This is a genomic window from uncultured Flavobacterium sp. (assembly GCF_951805225.1).
In the GTDB taxonomy this organism is placed as follows: Bacteria; Bacteroidota; Bacteroidia; order Flavobacteriales; family Flavobacteriaceae; genus Flavobacterium.
The window spans coordinates 4,220,889-4,242,917 of the sequence record NZ_OX638201.1; the positions used below are offsets into that span (position 1 = coordinate 4,220,889).

18 protein-coding genes are annotated in these 22,029 nt (G+C 32.6%); 9 read left to right on the forward strand and 9 right to left on the reverse strand.

Annotation, left to right across the window (positions count from 1 at the left end; genetic code table 11):
* Nucleotides 1-50: 50 nt before the first annotated feature.
* The 5 genes from WN975_RS17705 to gdhA all read right to left on the reverse strand — a co-directional run bounded on the left by WN975_RS17705 (nt 51) and on the right by gdhA (nt 8,734).
* Entirely contained in the window at nt 51-1,970 is a 1,920-nt protein-coding gene (locus tag WN975_RS17705) for a hypothetical protein (RefSeq protein ID WP_337967647.1), read from the reverse strand.
* Nucleotides 1,971-2,026: 56 nt separating this feature from the next.
* Complete coding sequence (locus WN975_RS17710) at nt 2,027-3,919, reverse strand: PQQ-binding-like beta-propeller repeat protein (RefSeq protein WP_337967648.1); 1,893 nt, start codon at nt 3,917-3,919, stop codon at nt 2,027-2,029.
* 129 nt (nt 3,920-4,048) lie between these two features.
* Nucleotides 4,049-4,762: a DNA repair protein RecO gene (gene recO / locus WN975_RS17715; RefSeq protein ID WP_337967649.1), complete on the reverse strand. Its 714-nt coding sequence runs from the start codon at nt 4,760-4,762 to the stop codon at nt 4,049-4,051.
* 121 nt (nt 4,763-4,883) lie between these two features.
* Complete coding sequence (locus WN975_RS17720) at nt 4,884-7,166, reverse strand: T9SS type A sorting domain-containing protein (protein ID WP_337967650.1); 2,283 nt, start codon at nt 7,164-7,166, stop codon at nt 4,884-4,886.
* A gap of 224 nt (nt 7,167-7,390) precedes the next feature.
* Nucleotides 7,391-8,734 (reverse strand): NADP-specific glutamate dehydrogenase, encoded by a 1,344-nt coding sequence (gene gdhA / locus WN975_RS17725; RefSeq protein ID WP_337967651.1) that lies wholly within the window; start codon nt 8,732-8,734, stop codon nt 7,391-7,393.
* 301 nt (nt 8,735-9,035) lie between these two features.
* On the opposite strand from gdhA, the gene WN975_RS17730 reads away from it, so the two are divergent.
* Nucleotides 9,036-9,827 (forward strand): glutamate dehydrogenase, encoded by a 792-nt coding sequence (locus tag WN975_RS17730; RefSeq protein WP_337967652.1) that lies wholly within the window; start codon nt 9,036-9,038, stop codon nt 9,825-9,827.
* 82 nt (nt 9,828-9,909) lie between these two features.
* On the opposite strand, the gene WN975_RS17735 is transcribed toward WN975_RS17730, so the two are convergent.
* A complete protein-coding gene (locus WN975_RS17735; RefSeq protein ID WP_337967653.1) occupies nt 9,910-11,052 on the reverse strand; it encodes a cystathionine gamma-synthase in 1,143 nt (380 codons plus the stop codon).
* Between the two features lie 105 nt (nt 11,053-11,157).
* On the opposite strand from WN975_RS17735, the gene WN975_RS17740 reads away from it, so the two are divergent.
* From WN975_RS17740 to WN975_RS17750, 3 genes are all read left to right on the forward strand, one after another.
* Nucleotides 11,158-11,901: a DUF4163 domain-containing protein gene (locus WN975_RS17740; protein ID WP_337967654.1), complete on the forward strand. Its 744-nt coding sequence runs from the start codon at nt 11,158-11,160 to the stop codon at nt 11,899-11,901.
* 83 nt (nt 11,902-11,984) lie between these two features.
* A complete protein-coding gene (locus WN975_RS17745) occupies nt 11,985-12,461 on the forward strand; it encodes a hypothetical protein (RefSeq protein ID WP_337967655.1) in 477 nt (158 codons plus the stop codon).
* 10 nt (nt 12,462-12,471) lie between these two features.
* The gene (locus WN975_RS17750; RefSeq protein WP_337967656.1) at nt 12,472-12,780 is read left to right on the forward strand and encodes a hypothetical protein; all 309 of its coding nucleotides are present in this window, start codon (nt 12,472-12,474) and stop codon (nt 12,778-12,780) included.
* A gap of 92 nt (nt 12,781-12,872) precedes the next feature.
* Here WN975_RS17750 and WN975_RS17755 read toward each other — a convergent pair whose 3' ends face one another.
* The 3 genes from WN975_RS17755 to WN975_RS17765 all read right to left on the reverse strand — a co-directional run bounded on the left by WN975_RS17755 (nt 12,873) and on the right by WN975_RS17765 (nt 15,918).
* Nucleotides 12,873-14,024 (reverse strand): ATP-binding protein, encoded by a 1,152-nt coding sequence (locus tag WN975_RS17755; protein WP_337967657.1) that lies wholly within the window; start codon nt 14,022-14,024, stop codon nt 12,873-12,875.
* A 111-nt stretch (nt 14,025-14,135) separates the two neighbouring features.
* Nucleotides 14,136-14,891 carry an SDR family NAD(P)-dependent oxidoreductase gene (locus tag WN975_RS17760; protein WP_337967658.1) on the reverse strand — a complete coding sequence of 252 codons (756 nt, stop codon included), beginning with the start codon at nt 14,889-14,891 and terminating at the stop codon, nt 14,136-14,138.
* 151 nt (nt 14,892-15,042) lie between these two features.
* Nucleotides 15,043-15,918, reverse strand: a complete 876-nt coding sequence (locus WN975_RS17765; RefSeq protein ID WP_337967659.1) for an aldo/keto reductase — start codon at nt 15,916-15,918, stop codon at nt 15,043-15,045.
* Between the two features lie 223 nt (nt 15,919-16,141).
* On the opposite strand from WN975_RS17765, the gene WN975_RS17770 reads away from it, so the two are divergent.
* From WN975_RS17770 to WN975_RS17790, 5 genes are all read left to right on the forward strand, one after another.
* Nucleotides 16,142-17,146, forward strand: a complete 1,005-nt coding sequence (locus WN975_RS17770) for a MoxR family ATPase (RefSeq protein WP_007807095.1) — start codon at nt 16,142-16,144, stop codon at nt 17,144-17,146.
* 82 nt (nt 17,147-17,228) lie between these two features.
* Nucleotides 17,229-18,092: a DUF58 domain-containing protein gene (locus WN975_RS17775; protein WP_099709836.1), complete on the forward strand. Its 864-nt coding sequence runs from the start codon at nt 17,229-17,231 to the stop codon at nt 18,090-18,092.
* 159 nt (nt 18,093-18,251) lie between these two features.
* Nucleotides 18,252-19,886 carry a hypothetical protein gene (locus WN975_RS17780; protein ID WP_337967660.1) on the forward strand — a complete coding sequence of 545 codons (1,635 nt, stop codon included), beginning with the start codon at nt 18,252-18,254 and terminating at the stop codon, nt 19,884-19,886.
* On the forward strand, nt 19,886-20,887 hold the full coding sequence (locus tag WN975_RS17785) for a VWA domain-containing protein (RefSeq protein WP_337967661.1): 1,002 nt from the start codon (nt 19,886-19,888) through the stop codon (nt 20,885-20,887). Before WN975_RS17780 ends, WN975_RS17785 begins: the two co-directional genes overlap by 1 nt.
* A 76-nt stretch (nt 20,888-20,963) precedes the next feature.
* Nucleotides 20,964-21,998: a VWA domain-containing protein gene (locus WN975_RS17790; RefSeq protein WP_337967662.1), complete on the forward strand. Its 1,035-nt coding sequence runs from the start codon at nt 20,964-20,966 to the stop codon at nt 21,996-21,998.
* The last annotated feature ends 31 nt before the right edge of the window (nt 21,999-22,029 follow it).

The window sequence follows — 22,029 nt, forward strand, 5'->3', positions numbered from 1 at the left end:
AATCCTAAAACTAACCAATTCTCTTTATTCTTTTTTTCTAATGTAAAAAACTATTTAAATCCTCCGAAATAAACTTCTTTCATGAAAATTCTATTTCCAAAAATAGCATTTACCTCAACTTTTTCACGGCTTTCCTGATAGAAAGTATCTCCGTAAAAATCTTCAATTTCGTAATTTATTTTATGCGGAATCTTTCCTGAATTTAAAGCTGCTATCGGGCGATAATCTTTAAATAGCTTTCGCTCGAAAAAACTTTTGTTTCCGTCATCAAATTCTGTTCTTTCTGTTGCAACAATCGAAAAATTCTCTTTGTCTACAAAAAGATGGTAATCTGTTTTAGGAATCGTTCTGTTACTTGCGTTCAAAGTTTTTTCGAAATAATTAAAATGATAACACAATTTTCCGTCAACCATTTCATCTTGCTGAAGCTCTAATTTATTCCATAAATCAAGCCTTAAAGCACTTAAAAAATTAACCGGATCCAGATTTGTCGAAAGATTACCGTAAGTGTACATTGGTAATTTTGCCCATTTTGCCTCAACTCCACTTTCGCGATCGCTATGACTCCAGGCTTCCGGTCCGTTTACAATTTCATAATAAGCTTCAGGCATTTTCTTTTTCAAAAGATAATTTGTCGTTGTCGCCCATCTTTCTTCTGTCTGAGGAATATTACTTTCTTCTAAAGTTAGTTTCGATAACAAATGTGTTTTCTCCACTTTTTTCAAAACATCGCTTCCGCCTAAATTAGCAATGATTTTTGCCAGCAAATCCGGATTAGATTGATACGCGATAGAATCAAGCATATTCTCACGCTGAATTTTGCTTTTTTCTAAAGCTGCGGCTCTATTTTCTTTTTCAATATTCCAATCTGCTTCCTGACGATCAATTTTTTCAAAAAATGCCAATCTCAATTCTTCTTTTTCTTCGGCAATTTTTAACCCCAGCTTTTTAAGATCTGCAAAACGAGTGGTGTGATTTCTTATTTTCTTATCTACAAAATTGGCTTTATTAACTCTTTCGATAATTGTCGATCCTCTTGAATCTAGTTTATCATTTTCGATCAATAAATTAGCAAACTGCAAAGCTTTTTCTTTGTTTTCAAGTAAAAAATAAGTTTCAGCCAAATTGTTGGTAACGATAAAACGAATGTCTTCATTTGCCGGAGAAAGCGGATATTTAACCAACAAACTTTCTAAATACAATAAATGTGGCGCCAATAACTTTTCGTCCAAACCTTTTTCAAGAGTTACTTTCTCCATTTGAGCCGTAATTTCGGTCTCAAAAGCAAGCATTTGTTTGTATTCCGAATGTCCTTTTGAAGTTACAAATTCGAATTTTTCTTTAGAAATATCAGTTGTATATCCGAATTTATAATCTAAAAATTCCTGAATTCTTCCTGCAGCCTGATAAATAACATTATCAAATCCAAGTCCTACACTACTATAATCCGATTCTTTGACTGCGGCTCTTATTTTTTTGTCATTTTCTGAAGCTGCAATTTTCATAGATCCCAGACTACTTCCCACGCTAATAGAATAGGATTCTGAACCTCCAAAATCTTTAGTCAATAGAATTTTATCTCCATACTTAACATCGAGTTTTACATTCGTCAAATAATTAGAACGCGCACTATAAATCCATTTGTTTTCTTTCTTATCAAATGTACTATCAATATTCATTTGCGTATATCTGGGCATCGCAAAGGTCAGATACAACTTAAGCTTCCCATTTACAGGATCTTTTATAAAACCATTAATATTAAAGTAGTTCTTCTTTAAATTGGTTTCTTCTTCTTGCAAACCTTTATCCATTTGATAAAAAGCCGTTTGCGTTAATACATTGTCAAGAGCTTGAAATTCTGAATATCGAATTACCGGAATTTTAAATTTCTTCGTTTTTGAGCTTATTTTTTCTTGCGCCTGAATTGAACCAATTACAAGCAAAGCAATTAAGAGTAACGTTTTTTTCATAGGCAAAAAAAAAGCCATCAGAAACAACTTCTGATGGCTTTAGAGTTTTAATTTTCTTATTTTTTATTGAAGATTTGAATAGATTTATCAGACACATAAAAAATATTTTGTGTCGCAGGATCTACTTCATAAAGCGGTTTGTTGTTTGTAAAAATAATTTTATCAACCTCAACTCCGTCTACTTTACTCACTTTTACAAGAATTTTTTCTCCTGTTTCTGCTTTAGCAAAAATATAAGAGTAGTCTCTGTTTTGTTTCATTGCATTAAAACGAGAATTAAATTTAGCCGCTACAATTCCTAAAGCTGCTGATCCTGCTGCATAATTTTTTGCCTGATCCATATTCTTCTTATCTTCTGGCACTAAAACAGTAGTTCTCATATTTCCGCTAGAATCGCGATATGTCATTGTCACCTCAGAACCTTTAAATTCGCTTACTCCAGCTCCAACTCCTAAACCGATACTTCCAACAATGGCAGCACTTTTAAGAAGACGTCTTGTTCCTTCTCCAGGTTGTGAGTATGTAAGGTGATATTTAACTGTTCCATCCATATTAACTCCCATTACTTCAAGCGGACCAGAAAGCACAACTCCCCAAGGGAATAATTCGATACTGTTTAATTCTTTTTCTTTTTTGATATTTACTTTAGCAAACGGCTCTGGTTTGTCGCTAATGCTTGGATCAAATTTGTATAATTTCTCGTCATTATATACTAAGTAAGAATTTGTAGCTTCGTCATAAGTAGGCAAAACCGGACGATCTTTGTCAAACGAGATATTACGTTTCCAAAGTTTAACTCCTGTTTTATAATCTACCATATTTCCGTAAGTTCCAGTAAGGTACATTACTTTTTCACCAACTTTTCCTAAGTAGTAAATTGGATCTTCTTTATCATCAGAGATTTCGATGAATTTTTTCCAAAGTTTTTCTCCGTCTTTGTTGATCAACATCATTTCGTTTTCAGCAACATATAAGAAATCCTGATCGATAGGAATTACTCTTTTCAATCCGTCTCCACGTGCATCTTTTTTCCAGATTTTTTCTCCTGTTTTTAAGTCAAAAAAGTTAAATCCGCTGTAATGAGCTACCAATATTTTTGTTCCCCAATCTTCAAGATAAACAACTCTTTTTGTTTTGATAGATTCTTTCCAGATACTTTTTCCTGTTTCTGTATTCAAAACATTCAAATATTGTTTTGTCGAAAAAGTTCCAGTATTGTTAACTACAACAATGTTTTTATCGTTTTGAGTTAAAAAGAATTTAGAATAATCTTCTTCACCTTTCCAGTTTAACTTCCCTGTCGCTCTGTCAAAAGAATATAATTTTCCGTATAGTAAATAGTAAATTACTGATCCGTGAACTGTAGCAATGTTTGTGTTTACTGATTCCTTGAAAGAAAAGCTAAATAATGATTTTGCTTTGTCTACAGTAGTATTCCATTTTAATTCGCCAGTTGTCATATCCAACAATGCGATTGCCATATCTCCATCTTTTTTCAAAGTAAGCAAATACTCATTTGTTTCAGGAATAAAATCTGATTGCGTTACCCAAAAAGATTCTTTTGATGAATTGTAAACTACTTTACCAGTATCAGTATTAATGATCATGTACTTACTATTGATGTAAGCTTCAACATAAGGACTTCCGGCAACGTTTGTTAAAGAACTTTTATCTGCAAAAAGTTTTGTAAGATCTGTGTCAGCTATAATATCCGCTGCTGATTTACCTCCAAAATCCTCTTTGGTCAAAGTCCAAACCACTTTTTTAGTTTCAGGATCCAAACCTTTTATAGTTGCTCCTTCTTTAAAAACAACAATTCCTGTAATCCCGTTCTGTACCAAATCCTGTACAGCACTGTCTGTGTTTACGATTTCATCATATTTCCTTTGGGAAAATGCTGAAACGCAAACTAATAAAAGCAAAAAAATCGAGAATGTAATTTTCTTCATAGTAGTCTTTTTCTTAAAAAATTAATATTTTTGGATGTGGTTTTGTTTCTGAATTAACTTATTAAATGAGAAAAACATTAACATTTACTAAAAATTCAGCGCACAAATATATAAAAATAGGAATCGGTTTTAAGAAAATATTTCTTTCAAAACTTCTAAGGATTTTGGTCTTTTAAATCCGTCTAAATGGAAACTATAATAATCGATTAGAATCTTCAATAAAATTTGTCTTTCGGTCACATTAAATACTTTTTGGTCGTTGTCAAATTTTAAATCAATTAGTTTTTTAAACACATTGGTTTCGTGTTCTGTAAGTGCATTAAAACCATGAAAAGGTATAAAAACACCATCGATCATTTCGAAATAAGGTAAATCAATTTCCGAAACATCGGGATAAAAACCTAAATATTTGGTAGCTTCTAAAAGTAGAATTAAATGAAAATTAGAAATTTCGTCATGATGGTCAAGCCAAGTTAAAGCAGTTTCTAAAAAAATGAATAATGATTCGTTCTTTTCTTCTTCCTGAATGGAGTAATGCAACATTTCGGACAGAAACATTACCATTGTACTTTTTATCAAATCAGTATGAATGCTCTGAAACGGAACCGCAGATCTAATTTCTTTGAAGTTTTCTAATGTGCCTTTATTTTTATGAACGGCTTCGATCTCAAGAATAGATAAAGGCTGGAAATAAGCAATTTTCTGACTTGCTTTCCGACTCGAAAAAGCATCGCGCACAAAATAAGATTTCAAGCCATTTGAAAGTGTAAAACATTTTACGATCAAACTTTTCTCCTGAAATTTTAATGCCGAAATTACTATTGCTTTGGTTTTGACTAACAAATTTTTTTTTGTTTATTTTGTTTCAAGTTTCAGGTTTCAGGTTTCCATCTAAACTGAAAACTAATGAATAATCACGATTTCTTAGATTTTAAACAATTATCTAATTATCTCAATTGCCACATTATCTAATTATCATGACTTTTTTAACCTTAGTTTCACTTCCGTCTTGTGCAGAAATAAAAACCATATAAACTCCTGAAGCTACTTTATATCTTCCAAAAGCGGTTGTGTCCCATTCTATTGTTCCGCCTGTCGAAGTGATTTCATAAACGAGATTACCTTCGATATCTGTAATTTTCACATTGGCTTTATCAATTAATCCGGCCACTTTTACAGTTCCTGAATAAGTTGGGCGAACTGGATTTGGATAAATATAGACATTGTTCAAATCTTCATTTGCCTGTGTTGCAACTCCTTTAAAAGCGATCATTCCTTTGTTTGTTGCAATAAAAACTTCGCCTGATACACTATTAATTTTAATATCATTTACAGCATTACTTGGCAATGGCGAATTATTTATAGTAAAATGATATTTTGTTTCCTGACCATTTGACGAAACCATAAAAACTCCGGAATCGGCTGTTCCAATCCATTTATTATTTGATCCATCTACCGCAATAGAAGTGATAAATTGCTCATATAATAGTTCCTGAGCCAGATTATCTTCCATTATAATAATAGGATTCGCTTTTAATTGATTTTCTGATTGAAAACTTCCAACATTAGACAAAACTCTCAAACCATTTGTAGTTCCTATCCAAAGCTGATTTTTAGTATCAACCGCTACAGATCTGACATCTGCTGAAGGCAAATTTCCTGAATCAGCTCCCAAAGTCATTTTTTTGAATGTATTTGTACTTTCATTAAAAGCAATCACACCATCTCTATTGGTAGAAATCCATTTTGTATTATTCTTATCAATAGCAATATTTGAATAACTGACATCTTCCGGCTTAGCCAAAATTGTACTTGTATCATAACTTTGCCATTGACCATTGGCTTTAAAAACCTTTAAACCGTTTTTAATTCGGCTATTGGTTATCCAAAGATTTCCGGATTTATCAAAAGCATTTCCGTTAATACGAACATCTTTATAATCTGGTCCGGCATAAGTAAGACTTTCAAGACCGCTGTTTTTTTCATTATATAAAAAAGTAGGCACATCATCTTCAATCTTTACTAATCCCGAAAAGAAAGAACTTGCATAAACTTGTTTTTCATTCTTTGGATTAATCAAAATACGGGTTATCGATTTTGCATCATAAACTTCTGAATAAGGAATATTCAACCAACCAGAAGAATTATATCTACTAATTCCATAAGTATCTAATGGATATGGATCATAAGAAATGTTATAATCTCCATAAACAGCCCATAATACATTTGGAGAAACATCGAAAGAAAAGATATTATTTCGAACTGGTCCCGTAGGCGTATTATCTACAAAAGCCGAAACTCCTGAAAGCGTCGAAGAGAACAAACCTTTTTCTTTTGTTCCGATGAAAATCATATCGCCAACAGCAGTAGCACAAGTAAAATTCAGACTATTATCCAAAACCTGCGTATTTGAAATTTGACGATTCAGAACCATTTGATTGTTATAAACGTAAACCGAATTTGGTATTGTAATAAACAAATTGTGATTTTTTGCTCTCATATCTACAGTAGGCTGTGAAAGCTGCAGAAATCCAACAAATGTATTTGAGTTGAACCGATGAATATATCCCGCTGAATTTATTGCGATAAGTTCTGTATCAAAAGCTTCTACGCTTGACCAATCACCAGAATTTACAAGAAGCCATTGGTTGAAATCAATCAAATTTGCGTTTGTACTATCTGCTTTTTTAATTCCGGTTGCGGTTGCGGCGTAAATAAATCCATTGAAAAAAGTGGTTTGTTTTACGCTGGTTTCTGCGCCATTGTCTCCAATAAAATAAGTGTCTCCAAATTGCGAAGTTGTCAAATTGAATTGTACTATTCCAAAATCACACGAAACATAAAGCAAACCATTATGTTCCATAAAATGATTAATTCTTTTTATGCTTGGCGATAATTGTTTGTTAATGATATCGACAACTTTTAGCATACTTCCGTCAGTTTCGTTGATTACAATCATTAAACCGTTTTCATAACCAACAATAGTTTTTTTGAATGCATCGCTATGATAAACCGCCGAAATAGTCTGACCGGAAAGTCCATCGACCGTAGTTGTAGTTTTAACCACATTTGTAGCCGAGTTTTTAGAGAACAAAGCGTTCTCTGACGCAGCAAAAACTGTTGTTGAAGATTCTGAAATATCTTTTATTTCGTTAAACGAAAAATAGCCTTCCCAGGACAATTTATTCTGAGCGAAATTAAATTGAAACAGTAATAAAAATAAAATATACAGAAATCCTTTCTTCATTATTTGACATATTCAGATAGACAAATATACTACAAACGAAAGTATTTGATTTTTGTTCTACTTTAAAATAAAAATCATTTTCTTTCTATAAAGATTCGCCACGAATTCAAGAATTATTCTTTTCTTAATAATCAATAAACTGCATCTACGGATTTAACACAAAAATAAAAAAGCCTTCATCTTTCTTTACGAAAAATGAAGGCTTTTAAAATCTTCAATTAAAATTATACTACACCTTGTGCAAGCATAGCATCGGCAACTTTAACAAATCCGGCAATGTTAGCTCCTTTTACGTAGTTTACATAACCGTCTTCTCCAGCACCATATTTTTTACATTGGTTGTGAATTCCAACCATGATATCTTTTAATCTTAAATCAACTTCTTCACTCGTCCAGTTTAGACGAATAGAGTTTTGTGTCATTTCTAATCCAGATGCAGCAACTCCTCCAGCATTTGCAGCTTTTCCAGGAGCAAATAATACTTTATTATCAAGGAATAATTTAATAGCATCTAAAGTAGATGGCATATTTGCAGCTTCAGTCACACATAAAACTCCATTATCAATAAGTTTCTTGGCATCGTCACCATTTAACTCATTTTGAGTTGCACATGGAATGGCGATATCAACTTTTACTTCCCATGGACTTTTTCCTTTATGGAAAGTAGCATTTGGATATTTGTGAGTATAAACTTCAGCTCTGTTGTCTCCGGTTGCTCTCATTTCGACCATATGCTCGATTTTCTCTCCAGAGATACCTTCTTCATCAAGAATATAACCATCAGGACCAGAAATAGTAACTACTTTTCCTCCAAGTTCATTTATCTTTAAAGCAACTCCCCAAGCCACATTTCCAAAACCAGAAATTGCTACTCTTTTACCTTTAATTTCATGTCCGATAGTACGCAACATTTGATCTGTAAAATAAACAACTCCATATCCTGTAGCTTCAGGACGTATTAAAGAACCACCGTAAGCAAGACCTTTACCAGTTAAAACACCAGTAAATTCGTTTCTGATTCTTTTGTATTGACCAAATAAATAACCAATTTCTCTTGCACCAACACCAATATCTCCTGCAGGAACGTCTAAGTCAGGACCAATATGACGACATAATTCAGTCATAAATGATTGACAGAAACGCATTATTTCTCCGTCAGATTTTCCTTCCGGATCAAAATCAGAACCTCCTTTTCCACCACCCATTGGAAGTGTAGTAAGACTATTCTTAAAAACTTGTTCGAAAGCTAAAAATTTTAAAACTGATAAATTTACAGAATGATGAAATCTGATTCCACCTTTGTACGGTCCAATTGCAGAATTCATCTGAATTCTAAAACCTCTGTTTACAATTATCTCTCCTTTATCGTCCACCCATGGAACTCTGAATATTATAGAACGTTCTGGTTCAGCAATTCTAAGAAGTAAATTTTTACCATCGTATTTTTTTCTTTCTGCAATAAATGGAATTACCGTTTCTGCAAACTCTCTAACGGCTTGAAGAAACTCAGGCTCGTTTGGATTCTTTGACTCTACAAGAGCCATAAACTCATTTATTTTTTGTTCCATTTTGAAATAAATTATTTTATTTTTTTGCTCAATAATGTATTAAGATAACGTTTATAGAAAACGTTTTCGTAATAACACACAAAGATACAGTAAATTGTTATTTTTTTGCATCAGGGCAGTAGATTTGTTTATTTTTCAAACATTGATTGAAATAACATTTACACTTCTAAGTTTACATCAATTTAACATAGTTAAAGTTAGTAAATTAAGTATTTTATTACTTATTTTCTAATAGGCAAATTTAATGTTTTGAATCGAACTTGTTTTTTATATATTTGCCCTGATTAGAAAGCCCAAAACTATGCTCAAACCTGTAATTACCACATTATTTGCCATTTTTGGCATAACAACATTTGCGACTGCTCAGTCCAGTTTAGCACAAGAAGTAGGAATAGTATTCGGTCCCGTAGTTTTTCAATCTGATTACGGCCAAAGAAATAATTTTGATACAAATGTCGGTAATACTGGATTTGGTGTAGGAATTGTCCACTTTATAAATTTCTCAGCCAATAATAACAGAGAAAGTTTTTTTACAGAACATTTTAAAGTTAGATCTGAATTATCATTCAACCAAACTAATTTTCAACATTTTGGAAAATGGGTAGACAAAACTCCTGTAACTCCCGCTGTAAAGTTCCTTAAAGGTATGGATGGAAAGTCAAGTGTTTTAAACCTTGGTGCACAACTGGAATTTTCACCAATTAAAATACATTATTTCGAAAATTCTATTGGTTGTTTTAGTCCATATGCAAGTTTAGGTTTTTTAGCCAGCTATTACTCTACACAAACTGGCTCAACTTTAGGACTATTAGGTGATTCAGGAATTACTCCCGGAAAATACTTAACCCCATCTGATGGTCGCCCACATGGATTTTCTACCGAAGACGGCGTTGTATTATCAATAACAGCAGGTGTTGGAGTTCATTATAAACTAGCACAAATGAGTGATCTGATGTTCGAAGTCCGTTATCAGGGATTTAGTTCTGATTGGGTTGATGGTTTAAATCCTAATAAGAATCTTTACAAAGAAAACAAAGCAAACGATTCACAAATTTGGTTTAACGTAGGATACATTTACTACTTAGAATTCTAAAGAATCACAACATAAAAAAATCCCAAATTCCACAATCATTACGATTAGAATTTGGGATTTTTGCATTTTAGAATTTATTTTTTTATGCTAAAGCTTGCTCTAAATCTGCGATTAAATCTTCGGCATCTTCAATACCAACACTCAATCGAACAAGATCGTCTGTGATACCAACTTCTGCTCTTTTATCAGCCGGAATAGAAGCATGCGTCATTAAAGCTGGATGATTTGCCAATGATTCAACTCCTCCAAGAGATTCTGCCAAAGTAAAAACTTTTAGTTTCTCTAAAAACGCAATCGAATCTTCTTTTTTACCTGATTTAAAAGTAAAAGAAACCATTCCGCCAAAAGCTTTCATTTGCTTTTTAGCAATTTCATGAAACGGATGACTTTTTAAACCCGGATAATAAACTGTATTTATTTTTGGATGATTGCTTAGATATTCAACCACTTTTTCTCCGTTTTCGCAATGTCTTTGTACTCTTAACGAAAGTGTTTTAATTCCTCTCAAAACCAAGAAACTATCCATTGGTCCAAGTGTTCCTCCAGTTGCAAATTGCTGAAAGTGTAATTGTTCTCCTAAAGCTTCATCTTTTACAATTAAAGCTCCTGCAATAACATCAGAATGTCCGCCAAGATATTTTGTAGCAGAGTGCATAACAATATCAGCTCCAAGATCAAGAGGTTTTTGCAAATATGGAGTTGCAAAAGTATTGTCTACAGCAAACAAAATATTATTTGCTTTTGTAATTTTTGCCACTTCCTGAATGTCTGCCAATTTCATTAATGGATTTGTTGGTGTTTCTACCCAAACCAATTTTGTGTTTTCGTTGATTAATGATTTCAATTTTTCGATATCAGTCATATCAACAAAATGGAACTTAATTCCTGAATCTTTATAAATTCGAGAAAACATTCTGTAAGTTCCTCCATATAAATCATCCATAGCAATGATTTCATCTCCGGCTTTAAATGATCTTAAAACACAATCTGTCGCTGCCAAACCAGATGAAAATGCCAATCCGCGAGTACCATTTTCGATACTAGCCAAAGCATTTTCTAAAGCTGTACGAGTTGGATTTGAAGCTCGGCTATATTCATAATCAGCCAACGGTTTCCCTGGACTTGTCTGAACAAATGTTGAAGTTTGATACACCGGAGGCATAACTGCTCCTGTACTTGGATCATGATGTTGACCACCATGTATTACTTTAGTATTGAATTTCATATAGTTACAAATTTTAAATGCTTAATTGTGGTACAAATTTACCGTTTAATTTATTTTAATCCTGAAACAACTTCTTACCTTTGTATATAATTAACACTTTTTGATATGAGACATTACACTTTTTTAGCCTTTTTGCTTGTAATCCTGACAAGTTGTAGCAAAGAGCTTTCCTTTGAAAATGAAACATTTGAAAAAGAATCGACTATTCCTTGCAAAAAAGATTGTCCAAAAATTACCATAGATGTTCCTATCGCAAAAAATATTCCGATAGTAGCAGACAGCATCAATAAAAAAGTTTTTGCTGTAATAAAAGAGATTGTTTATTTTGGAGAAGATCATGCAAAAGTGAATGATTACAAAACATTAGCAACTTCTTTTATAGCTTCTTTTGAAGAAATGCACAAGAAATTTCCAAGCGAAACTTTTGGCTGGGAAGGAAAAATAAAAGGAGATGTTGTTTTTAAATCTGAACAAATCTTAAATATCAAAATCGATCATTATACTTTCACCGGTGGCGCACATGGTTATCAAGGATTAAGATCTTTGTTGTTTAACACTAAAACCGGAAAAACCATTTTTAGCGATCAGTTATTTACAGATGAAAAAGGATTTAAGGCTTTCGCCGAAAAGGAATTCAGAGCAAAATATCATATTCCGGCAAAAGCCAATATCAATGCAACGGGATTAATGTTTGAAAACGACAAGTTTCAATTGCCTCAGAATATTTTTTATACAGACGAAGGTTTACTTTTATATTACAACTCTTATGAAGCCGCTTCGTATGCAGATGGTTCAAAAGAACTTTTATTTCCATATGATAAAGTCAATAAGTATTTGAAATATCAATAGTTCGCTTACGTCAAAAACTCTGAAAACAAAAATTAAAAACAATAAATATTTTCTTACATTTATTGCTCTTTAATTTTTTCTATATGTTAACCTTTAATCATTCAGGATTATTAGTACCTGATAATAAAATTACTTCAACAATTCAAGAATTAGAAAATGAGTTTGTAATAAAAATTCCTTCCGATAAAAGGAAAGAAATTTTTCAAGCGTATGTTAAATATAATGAGGATTTCAAAAAAGTATGTAATTTAGACGGACTACATCAATGGATTAACGGATCTTATGTTACGCAAAAGAATAATCCGGGAGATATTGATTTAGTAACGTTTTTAGATTATAATATAGTTTCAAAATTGGGCTCAAAATTAGATGATTTTAAATATCCTAATTCAGAGATTATTTACGGTGTTGACGCCTATATTATTGAAGTTTATCCACAAAATCATAATAATAATTTTAGATATGTGAGTGACAAAGCATATTGGTTGGATCGGTTTACAAAAACAAGAAGAATTAGAGGAAATAGGTTATCGAAAGGCTTTTTGGAAATAAAATTTTAATTTACATCAAATGAAAGACAACAAGTTATATCATATTTTAGATCTAATAGAAGAAATAGATAAAGTTGACAAAATGCTTGCCTTACATAAAGACTCTGATTCTGATTTAATGTCAAGCCAATATAAAAATCAAAAACTAAAATTAAGTAATTATTTAGTTAAAGAACTTTTGACAAATAGTGATAACAGAACAGAAGTTATGTATATAATTAAACTTTTTATAGAGAAATTCTACAATAAAGAAATGAGTCATTTGCAATTTGAGGAAAATGACAACTTAAAGAAAATTGAAAACATATTTATTGAAAATTACGCTTAACAAAATCTCCAAACATCAATATGTTTTAGACACAATATTGTTCATTTCTAAATAAAACCTTTGTCGCTTTACATCTCTGAACCTTTGTTCCTCTATTTTAAACCTTCTTGAAAATCGTACTTCATTTTTCTTAAAATCCTCAACGCTTCTTTAAAAGATAAATAAATATTCCCAAAAGGTTTCAGGAGCAATTTTGCATCAATCAGTTTTTGTTTTGCATCATCAAAACCATTTAAATAACAAATCATAAAAGTCGACGGAAGATTCTCCAGATCTTTTAATTCGCGATCTGATAAAACGATGCCTTTTTGGAGTTTTTGAAGCAAGGCCGTATTTGCATTATAAATATGATACAACATTTTTCGGTTGAACTCTGGTGGCTGAAAAAGCATTTCACGATCAATTTTATAATATCCGTTATCGAAAAAATGAATCGTTTGTTTTTCTAAAGGATAATAACTTGTTTTGTCATTTAAACCCAACGGAACATATTCGGTTATCGTAAAACTATCGTCATCAAAAACAATCGTAACAACATCCTGAGCCGAATAAAAAAGTTTAATTTGTTCGTTGATTAACTCAATATCTACACGGGATAAAAAGGTTTTATCTCTGGATTTTTTAGGAACTCCCGCCCAACAAATCACAAACAATTCCTTAAAAACATGATATTTAGGCGACATATCTTTGTGCCTGAAATTCATAAAATCGATGACGCCGTCTAATGTATATTGAATACTATTTCGGGAACTATTTTCGATTCCAATAACGGTTTCTGTATTCTGATAATTCTTTTCGACTTCGCCTTCAACCGGAACTGAATTACTTCCTCGCCGAATAAAAACACTATTCGCAACAATCGTATGAATTCCTTTTTTGAAATAAGAGATTTTACTTTTGGGTTTAATCGTTACCAATCCAATCACTTTATCTTTTGGAAGATTCGGGAATGGTACATTTTCATATTGAATTTTAGGTGGATTTTCCAGAAAAGCATTGACCAGATTCTGAATTCGGCTATCGTCGAAAAAATCATCGCCTACAATTTCATTGTCGTGATCTTCTACTCCAACTACGATATAAGAATTATTTGTTGGATTTGAATTTGATAATGCGCAAATGTGTTTCAGGAACTTTCCTTTTCCCTCACGGGAATGCAAATTAAGCTGCCTTTTTTTATCATAAAAACTGCTCTCGTCATTATGAGCGAGGAGATTTTTTATTAAAAGGCGCTTATTGATCATTTATTCAGACTTCTTAGATTAATAGATTTTCAGACTTCTTAGATTGTTGAATTTCAGATTTCTAAATTAATCTAAAGTTTTAACTTTCTAAGAAGTCTAACAATCTAAATTTTAAATATTCTTCTTAACGATTGTTGCCGAAGCCTGAGCCGTTGGCAAGACAATTAAATCAGAAATATTTACGTGATATTTTCTTGAAACAACAAAATGAATTATATCTGCAATATCTTCAGCCTGTAATGCATCCCAACCTTTATATACAGAAGAAGCTCGTTCAGCATCACCTTTAAAGCGCACTTCGCTAAATTCCGTTTCTACCATTCCGGGATGAATTGCTCCAACTCTAATTCCAAACGGATTTAAATCCATTCGCATTCCGTTGCTGATTGCATCAACAGCATGTTTTGAAGCACAATATACATTTCCATTTGGATAAACCTCTTTTGCAGCAATTGAACCAATATTGATAATATGTCCAGATTTTCTTTCAACCATTTGCGGAATTATCGCTTTAGAAACATACAAAAGTCCTTTTACATTTATGTCAATCATCGCATCCCAATCATCAACATTTCCGGTTTGAATTGGATCTAAACCATGTGCATTTCCGGCATTATTAATTAGAACGTCAATTGTCGAAAACTCTTCCGGCAAATTATTAATACTATCAAAAGTTGCATTTTTATCACGAACATCAAAAGACAAAGAATGTACTTCTGTAAAAGCCGAAAGTTCTTTTTCTAATTCTTCTAAACGATCAATACGTCTTCCGCAAAGGACAACTTTATAGTTATTTTTAGCCATGATTTGTGCGGTTGCTTTTCCAATTCCGCTTGTGGCTCCAGTAATTAAAACTGTTTTTTTCATTCTTGTTTTTTATTTTTTTTTTAAGCCACAGATTAGAAAGATTTTAATGATTTAGAATCTTCATAAATCCGTTTAATCTGTAAAATCTGTGGCTAATATTTTTTAATTGCATTTAGCTGAATACTCAAAACTGTAAACTGAATACTAAAAATTAAGCTACATCGTCGCCCATACTTTCTGTCCAGATTGCAAACCAGTCTTCTTTGTCCATTTCTAATTCAACAGCTTTCATCAAGGATTGAATTCTGGCAACATTTACCGTTCCCGCAATTGGAATTACTCCTGCAGGATGTTTTAAAATCCAGGCTAATAAAAGCGTATCAGATCCAAAACCATATTTCTGAACCAATTCTGCAAATAGTTTTTTCAAACGACGTGTTTTTTTTGTGTCTTCTCTAAAAACTGTTCCAAGCGGATTCCATGACAACGGACGAATTCCGTGTGTTTGCATATAATCTAAACTTCCGTCAACCATTGCTTCATAATGTGTTGCCGAAAATTGTACCTGATTATAGCTAACTTCAGTTTTCTGACGAATCAATTCAGTTTGAGAACTTGTAAAATTTGAAAGTCCAAAATCAATAATTTTTCCTTCCGATTTTAATTTTTCAACTGCTTCAGCAATTTCATCAGCCTGCATTAATGGACTTGGTCTGTGCAATAAAAAAACATCAACATAATCTGTTTTTAGCTTTTTTAAAGATTCTTCAACAGACCAAATGATATAATCTTTAGAATAATCGTAATGCTTAATTTTGTTTTCAGGACGGTTTTCAGTAACCAACTGAATTCCGCATTTGGTAATTAATTGTAATTTTTCGCGTGCAATCTTGCTGGCTTGAAATGCTTTTCCAAAATCAGCTTCAGTAGTATAATCACCGTAAATGTCGGCGTGATCAAAAGTTGTAATTTTGTTTTCGATACTAATCTGTATCATATTTTCCATTTCTTTAAGCGTAAGGTTTTTATCCCAAACTCCCCAATTCATAGTGCCCGAAATTATAGGCGATAATGTTGTTTTACTCATGGTTTTTCTGCGTTATTTTTGGTAATAAATATGCTTTTCTGAAGCATAATCATCAAAGTTCTTAAAAATATAAAAATAGATTCCCAATTCGTCCTTAAAATTAGGTCTTTGGTCGAAGTTTTAACCATTCTTTAACATCTTACTTCTCAAAAAATATTCAATTTGCACTCTCAAAAGTAAGGCATAAAAATCAACGTTTTAAAAAGGTTTTAAAAATATTTATATGGAAGAAAATACAACGACTTTAGACATTAGAGCGATAAATGAGAAAATTGAAAGAGAAAGTGCTTTTATAGACCTTCTTACAATGGAGATGAACAAAGTTATTGTGGGCCAGAAACATATGGTCGAGCGTTTGTTAATTGGACTTCTTGGTCAAGGTCACATTTTGCTTGAAGGTGTTCCCGGATTAGCAAAAACTTTAGCGATAAATACTTTGTCACAAGCCGTTCAGGGTTCGTTCAGCCGTATTCAGTTTACTCCTGACTTATTGCCTGCCGATGTTGTTGGAACGATGATTTATAACATCAAAGCAAACGAGTTTTCAATTAAAAAAGGACCAATCTTCGCTAATTTCGTCCTTGCCGATGAGATTAACCGTGCTCCGGCAAAGGTTCAGTCAGCACTTTTGGAAGCCATGCAGGAAAAACAAGTTACTATTGGCGATACCACTTTCAAATTGGATCGTCCGTTTTTAGTACTTGCAACTCAAAACCCTGTTGAGCAAGAAGGAACATACCAACTTCCGGAAGCGCAAGTTGACCGTTTCATGCTTAAAACTGTAATTGATTACCCAAAAATTGACGAAGAGCGTTTTGTAATTCGTCAAAACTTAAAAGGATCTTACGAAAAAGTAAATCCTGTTGTTTCTGTAGAACAAATTTTACGTGCACAAGAAGCTGTTCGTGAAGTCTACATGGACGAAAAAATCGAAAAATATATTCTAGATATCATCTTTGCTACTCGTTATCCAGAGAAGTACAAACTTGCAGACTTAAAACCTCTTATTAGTTTTGGAGCATCACCTCGTGGAAGTATCAATCTTGCTAATGCAGCAAAATGTTACGCTTTCATCAAACGTCGTGGATATGTAATTCCAGAAGATGTTCGCGCAGTTGTACACGATGTTCTACGTCACAGAGTTGGGATAACATATGAGGCTGAAGCCGAAAATATTACTTCTGTAGACATTATCAACAAAATCGTAAACGAGATTGAAGTACCTTAAAAAAAGTTGATGGTTGATTGTTTTTTGTTGATGGATTTTAAACCATAAACTAACAACCAACAACCATAAACCAAATCAAGAAATGGATACAAAAGAGCTTTTAAAAAAAGTACGGAAAATAGAAATCAAAACCAAAAGATTGAGCAATCACATCTTTTCGGGAGAATACCACTCTTCATTTAAAGGGCGCGGGATGACTTTTAGTGAAGTACGTCAATACCAATATGGCGACGACATTCGTAACATCGATTGGAATGTAACTGCACGCTATAACGAAGCCCACGTAAAAGTTTTTGAAGAAGAACGTGAATTAACCATGGTTTTAATGGTAGATATTTCGGGTTCAGAGGGTTTTGGTTCAAAAAGTCAATTTAAAAAAGACATCGTCACCGAAATTGCGGCAACGATGGCTTTTTCGGCTACACAAAATAATGACAAAATTGGTTTAATATTATTTTCTGACAATGTAGAATTGTATATTCCACCAAAAAAAGGTCGTTCACACGTTTTACGTATCATTCGTGAATTAATCGAATTCGAACCAAAAAGCCATAAAACAGATGTTGGAGCAGCTTTAAAATTTTTATCAGGAACTCAGAAAAAGAAAGCAATTGTCTTTGTGATTTCTGATTTCATGTCCGAGAATTATGAGCAGACTTTAAAAATTGCTTCTAAAAAACATGATATTACAGGCGTTCGCGTTTATGATATCCGCGAAGAAAAAATTCCGAATTTAGGAATGGTTCCAATGCTTGATGCCGAAACCGGAAAAATTCAATTGGTTAATACAGGTTCGAAAACAGTTCGAATGAATTACGAAAAACACTATCAGGAAAGAGTAAATTATTTCAAAGATATTTTTAGTAAATCCGGCGCAGGTGTAGTAAACACAAGAGTTGACGAAAATTACGTAACCAAATTACTGGGATATTTTAAATCCCGCTAAGAATATTATTCCGAAGTTTCGGGATTAGATTGTTAGAATATTAGATTTTAAAAATATAAATATCCAGAAATAAAATCCGCTTAAATCTGTGCCATCCGCGTCATCCGCGTGCCATAATTAAGCATTCATTTTAGAATAAAATCTGAAATCAAAAATCAAATGAAATTAAAGTTTTACATATTTTTATTTTTACTTTCCTCTGCTATTTTTGCCCAGCAAAAACAAGTGGAGACGAGCATTGATACCACAAAAAATAAAATTGGAGCCGAATTTAAGTTAACGCTTAAAACGGTTGTCAGCTCAAAATCTAAAGTTGTTTTCCCTAAACTAAAAACTATTGGTCAGCTTGAAGTAATTCAATCTTATCCAATTGATACGGTTAAGAAAAATGATACTTATGAATTGATCAAAAAATATGGTTTAACGCAATTTGATTCTGGAAAATATACAATTCCAAGTATTAAGATTTTAATTGACAAAAAACCTTATCAAACTGATTCTATTCGCGTTGAAGTAGCAAATGTAAAAGTCGATACTTTGCAACAAAAAATGTACGACATCAAAGACATCACTGCTGCAGATAGCGGAATAGGAAATTGGTGGATTTATGTTTTGATTTTTATCGTTATTCTGGCAATTGGCGCATTTGTATATTGGTACGTTAAAAAACACCAATTGAAAAAAATTGAAGAAGAAGTTTATAAAACTCCTATCGAAAAAGCGACAAGTTTATTAAACAATCTGGAGTCAAAAGAACTGGTTCAAAAAGGCGAAATCAAAGAATATTATAGTGAATTAACAGATATTGCCCGTAATTATATCGAAGAAGCGATTCATATTCCTGCAATGGAAAGTACAACTTCTGAATTGATTCAGGCAATCAGAACCGCTTCTACAAAAAAGAAAATGACGCTGACTCCGGAAACTGTAGAGAATCTAGAGCGTGTTTTACGTCAGGCGGATTTAGTAAAATTTGCAAAATCTAAACCTTTAGAATTTGAAATTACCGAAGACAGAAATAAAATTCAAAGAGTAATTCTTACGCTTGATAATGCAATCCCAACTGAAGTTCCGGCCGAAGAGGAAGATCAATTATTAAATGAAGCTCAGAAACAAAAACAGATCAAACAACAATTATTAAAAAAACGCAACAAACGTATTGCAATTGCTGTAGGAACTGTTGTATTCTTAATATTTGCTACAACGACATTCTTTATTGTTACCAAAGGCTTCACTTATGTAAAAGATAATCTTATTGGACATCCGTCTAAAGAATTACTAGAAGGCGTTTGGGTAAAAAGTGCTTACGGAAATCCAGCTGTTTTAATTGAAACTCCAAAAGTTTTAAAACGAATGGATACTCAAAAAGTGTTACCAAAAGAAACTATGGCGCTGATTAAAGAGATGCAGCTTTTTGCTTACGGAAGCATGATTGACAACTTTTACGTAGCAGTTTCAACCAGTAAATTCAAAAATCCGGTAGAACTTGATTTAGCAAAAGCTCTGGAAGGATCTTTAAAAATAATGGAAGCTCAGGGCGCACAAAATATTATTGTAAAACAAGAAGATTTCCAGACAAATCAAGGTATTCAGGGATTAAAAGGATACGGAACAATGACAATCTTAAATCCGGTTGACAAATCGAGTTCAAAAGCATACTATGAAATTTTACTTTTCAAACAAGATCAGGGATTACAACAAATCGTGATTTTACATCAGGAAGGTGATACTTATGCAAATGATATTACAGAGCGTATTTTAAATTCTGTTGAACTTCAAAAAGCGAGTAACTAATGGATAAGATAACTTTTTTAAACCCAGAATTTTTTTGGTTGTTTCTTTTGATTCCAATTGCGATCGCCTGGTTCTTTTGGAAACGAAATCAACAATCAGCTACTTTAAAAATGAGTTCGACACAAGGTTTCAAAAATAGCGAATCACTATTAACGAAATTAAAACCTTGTTTATATGTTTTTAGAATCATTGCTTTATGTTCTTTGATTATTGCTTTGGCAAGACCAAGAACAGTTGATATTAGCAGTCAGACTAAAACCACAAAAGGAATTGATATTGTTCTTGCAATAGACGTTTCAGGAAGTATGCTTGCAAAAGATTTAAAGCCAAACCGTATGGAAGCTTTAAAAAGAGTAGCTTCGGATTTTGTTACAGAAAGACCTAATGACAGAGTTGGATTGGTTTTATACGCTTCTGAAGCTTATACTAAAACTCCTGTTACAAGTGATAAAGCAATTATTCTTGAAGCTATAAAAAGCATTAAATATGATACAGTTTTACAAGACGGAACCGGAATTGGAATGGGATTGGCAACGGCTGTAAACCGTCTTAAAGACAGTAAAGCAAAAAGCAGAATTATCATTTTAATGACTGACGGTGTAAATAATGCCGGATTTATTGAACCGGAAACTGCTTCTGACATCGCAAAACAATACGGAATAAAAGTGTACACGATTGGAATTGGTACAAACGGAATGGCGGAATCTCCATACGCTTATGCTCCAAACGGAGGATTTTTATATAAAATGCAAAAAGTAGAAATCGACGAACAATTAATGAAAAATATTGCTCGTAAAACAGATGGAACTTACTTTAGAGCAACAAGCAATGACAGATTAGCCGAAATATACAACGCGATTAATAAATTAGAAACTACTGAAATTCAAGAATTAAAATTCTATGATTATGACGAAAAATACAGAGGTTTTGTTTTATTGGCAGCCTTTTTATTATTGTTAGAAGTAGGTTTAAGAAATACAGTTTACAGAAGCTTTATTTAAAATATTTTAGTCTCAGTCTCAGTAATCAGTCCACAACTGAAAACTGCGACCGAAAACTGAAAACTAGAATTAAAAAATGGAATTAGACGAAAAAAAATATTTATATCTTTTATTATTACTCCCAATTGTGGTGTGTATTTTCCTTTTCAATATGTATTGGAAAAGAAAAAAACAACGCGAATTTGGAGATCTTGAAATGGTAAAAAGACTGAGTCCGGAGCGATCTGTTTTTAAACCTGTATTAAAATTATCAGTTCTCCTTTTGGCTCTTGCCTGTTTGATTATCGGATTAGTAAATCCGAAGATTGGAACAAAAATGGAAACTGTAAAACGCGAAGGAATTGATATTGTTTTTGCCGTTGACGTTTCTAAAAGTATGCTTGCCGAAGATGTTGCGCCAAGTCGTTTAGAAAAAAGTAAACAACTGGTTTCGCAAATCATCAATAATTTAGGAAATGACAGAATTGGAATTGTAGCTTATGCGGGAAGTGCTTTTCCGGTTTTGCCAATTACATCTGATTATAGTGTTGCCAAAATGTTTCTGCAAAGTATGACGCCTGATATGGTTTCATCACAAGGAACTTCGCTTGATGAAGCAATTCGATTATCATCTACTTATTTTGACGAAAAAAGCAAAACAAGTAAACTTTTAATCCTGATTTCTGATGGAGAAGATCATTCTGAAGGAGCTTCGGCTGCAGCAGAAGAAGCCAACAAAATGGGAATGAAAATCATTACGATTGGTGTTGGAACTGAAAAAGGAGGAACAATTCCGTTAAGAGAAAATGGCGTAATCAGAAGCTATCAACAAGATCAAAACGGTCAAACGGTTATTACAAAACTAAATCAGGAAGGTTTAAAAACCATTGCAAAAGCTACAAAAGGCGGTTATGTATATGGCGGAAACACGAAGGAAGTTTTAGATTATATCAAAAATGCTTTAAACAACATTCAGAAAACCGAATTTGAAGCTACTCAAATGGCCGATTTTCAATCGCAATTTCAATGGTTTATTGGCTTTGCTTTCTTGTTATTGTTTGTTGACATTTTCCTTTTAGAAAGAAAAACAAATTGGATAAAAGAGTTGAATTTATTTAACGAAAAGAAATAATTGTTCTGATTCAAAATTCAGAACAAAAAAT

Bases quoted from the DNA above. Each gene is read 5' to 3' on its own strand.
- WN975_RS17705 (WP_337967647.1), bottom strand. From the start codon at position 1,970: ATGAAAAAAACGTTACTCTTAATTGCTTTGCTTGTAATTGGTTCAATT.
- WN975_RS17710 (WP_337967648.1), bottom strand. From the start codon at position 3,919: ATGAAGAAAATTACATTCTCGATTTTTTTGCTTTTATTAGTTTGCGTT.
- WN975_RS17720 (WP_337967650.1), bottom strand. From the start codon at position 7,166: ATGAAGAAAGGATTTCTGTATATTTTATTTTTATTACTGTTTCAATTT.
- gdhA (WP_337967651.1), bottom strand. From the start codon at position 8,734: ATGGAACAAAAAATAAATGAGTTTATGGCTCTTGTAGAGTCAAAGAAT.
- WN975_RS17730 (WP_337967652.1), top strand. From the start codon at position 9,036: ATGCTCAAACCTGTAATTACCACATTATTTGCCATTTTTGGCATAACA.
- WN975_RS17735 (WP_337967653.1), bottom strand. From the start codon at position 11,052: ATGAAATTCAATACTAAAGTAATACATGGTGGTCAACATCATGATCCA.
- WN975_RS17740 (WP_337967654.1), top strand. From the start codon at position 11,158: ATGAGACATTACACTTTTTTAGCCTTTTTGCTTGTAATCCTGACAAGT.
- WN975_RS17745 (WP_337967655.1), top strand. From the start codon at position 11,985: ATGTTAACCTTTAATCATTCAGGATTATTAGTACCTGATAATAAAATT.
- WN975_RS17750 (WP_337967656.1), top strand. From the start codon at position 12,472: ATGAAAGACAACAAGTTATATCATATTTTAGATCTAATAGAAGAAATA.
- WN975_RS17755 (WP_337967657.1), bottom strand. From the start codon at position 14,024: ATGATCAATAAGCGCCTTTTAATAAAAAATCTCCTCGCTCATAATGAC.
- WN975_RS17760 (WP_337967658.1), bottom strand. From the start codon at position 14,891: ATGAAAAAAACAGTTTTAATTACTGGAGCCACAAGCGGAATTGGAAAA.
- WN975_RS17765 (WP_337967659.1), bottom strand. From the start codon at position 15,918: ATGAGTAAAACAACATTATCGCCTATAATTTCGGGCACTATGAATTGG.
- WN975_RS17770 (WP_007807095.1), top strand. From the start codon at position 16,142: ATGGAAGAAAATACAACGACTTTAGACATTAGAGCGATAAATGAGAAA.
- WN975_RS17775 (WP_099709836.1), top strand. From the start codon at position 17,229: ATGGATACAAAAGAGCTTTTAAAAAAAGTACGGAAAATAGAAATCAAA.
- WN975_RS17780 (WP_337967660.1), top strand. From the start codon at position 18,252: ATGAAATTAAAGTTTTACATATTTTTATTTTTACTTTCCTCTGCTATT.
- WN975_RS17785 (WP_337967661.1), top strand. From the start codon at position 19,886: ATGGATAAGATAACTTTTTTAAACCCAGAATTTTTTTGGTTGTTTCTT.
- WN975_RS17790 (WP_337967662.1), top strand. From the start codon at position 20,964: ATGGAATTAGACGAAAAAAAATATTTATATCTTTTATTATTACTCCCA.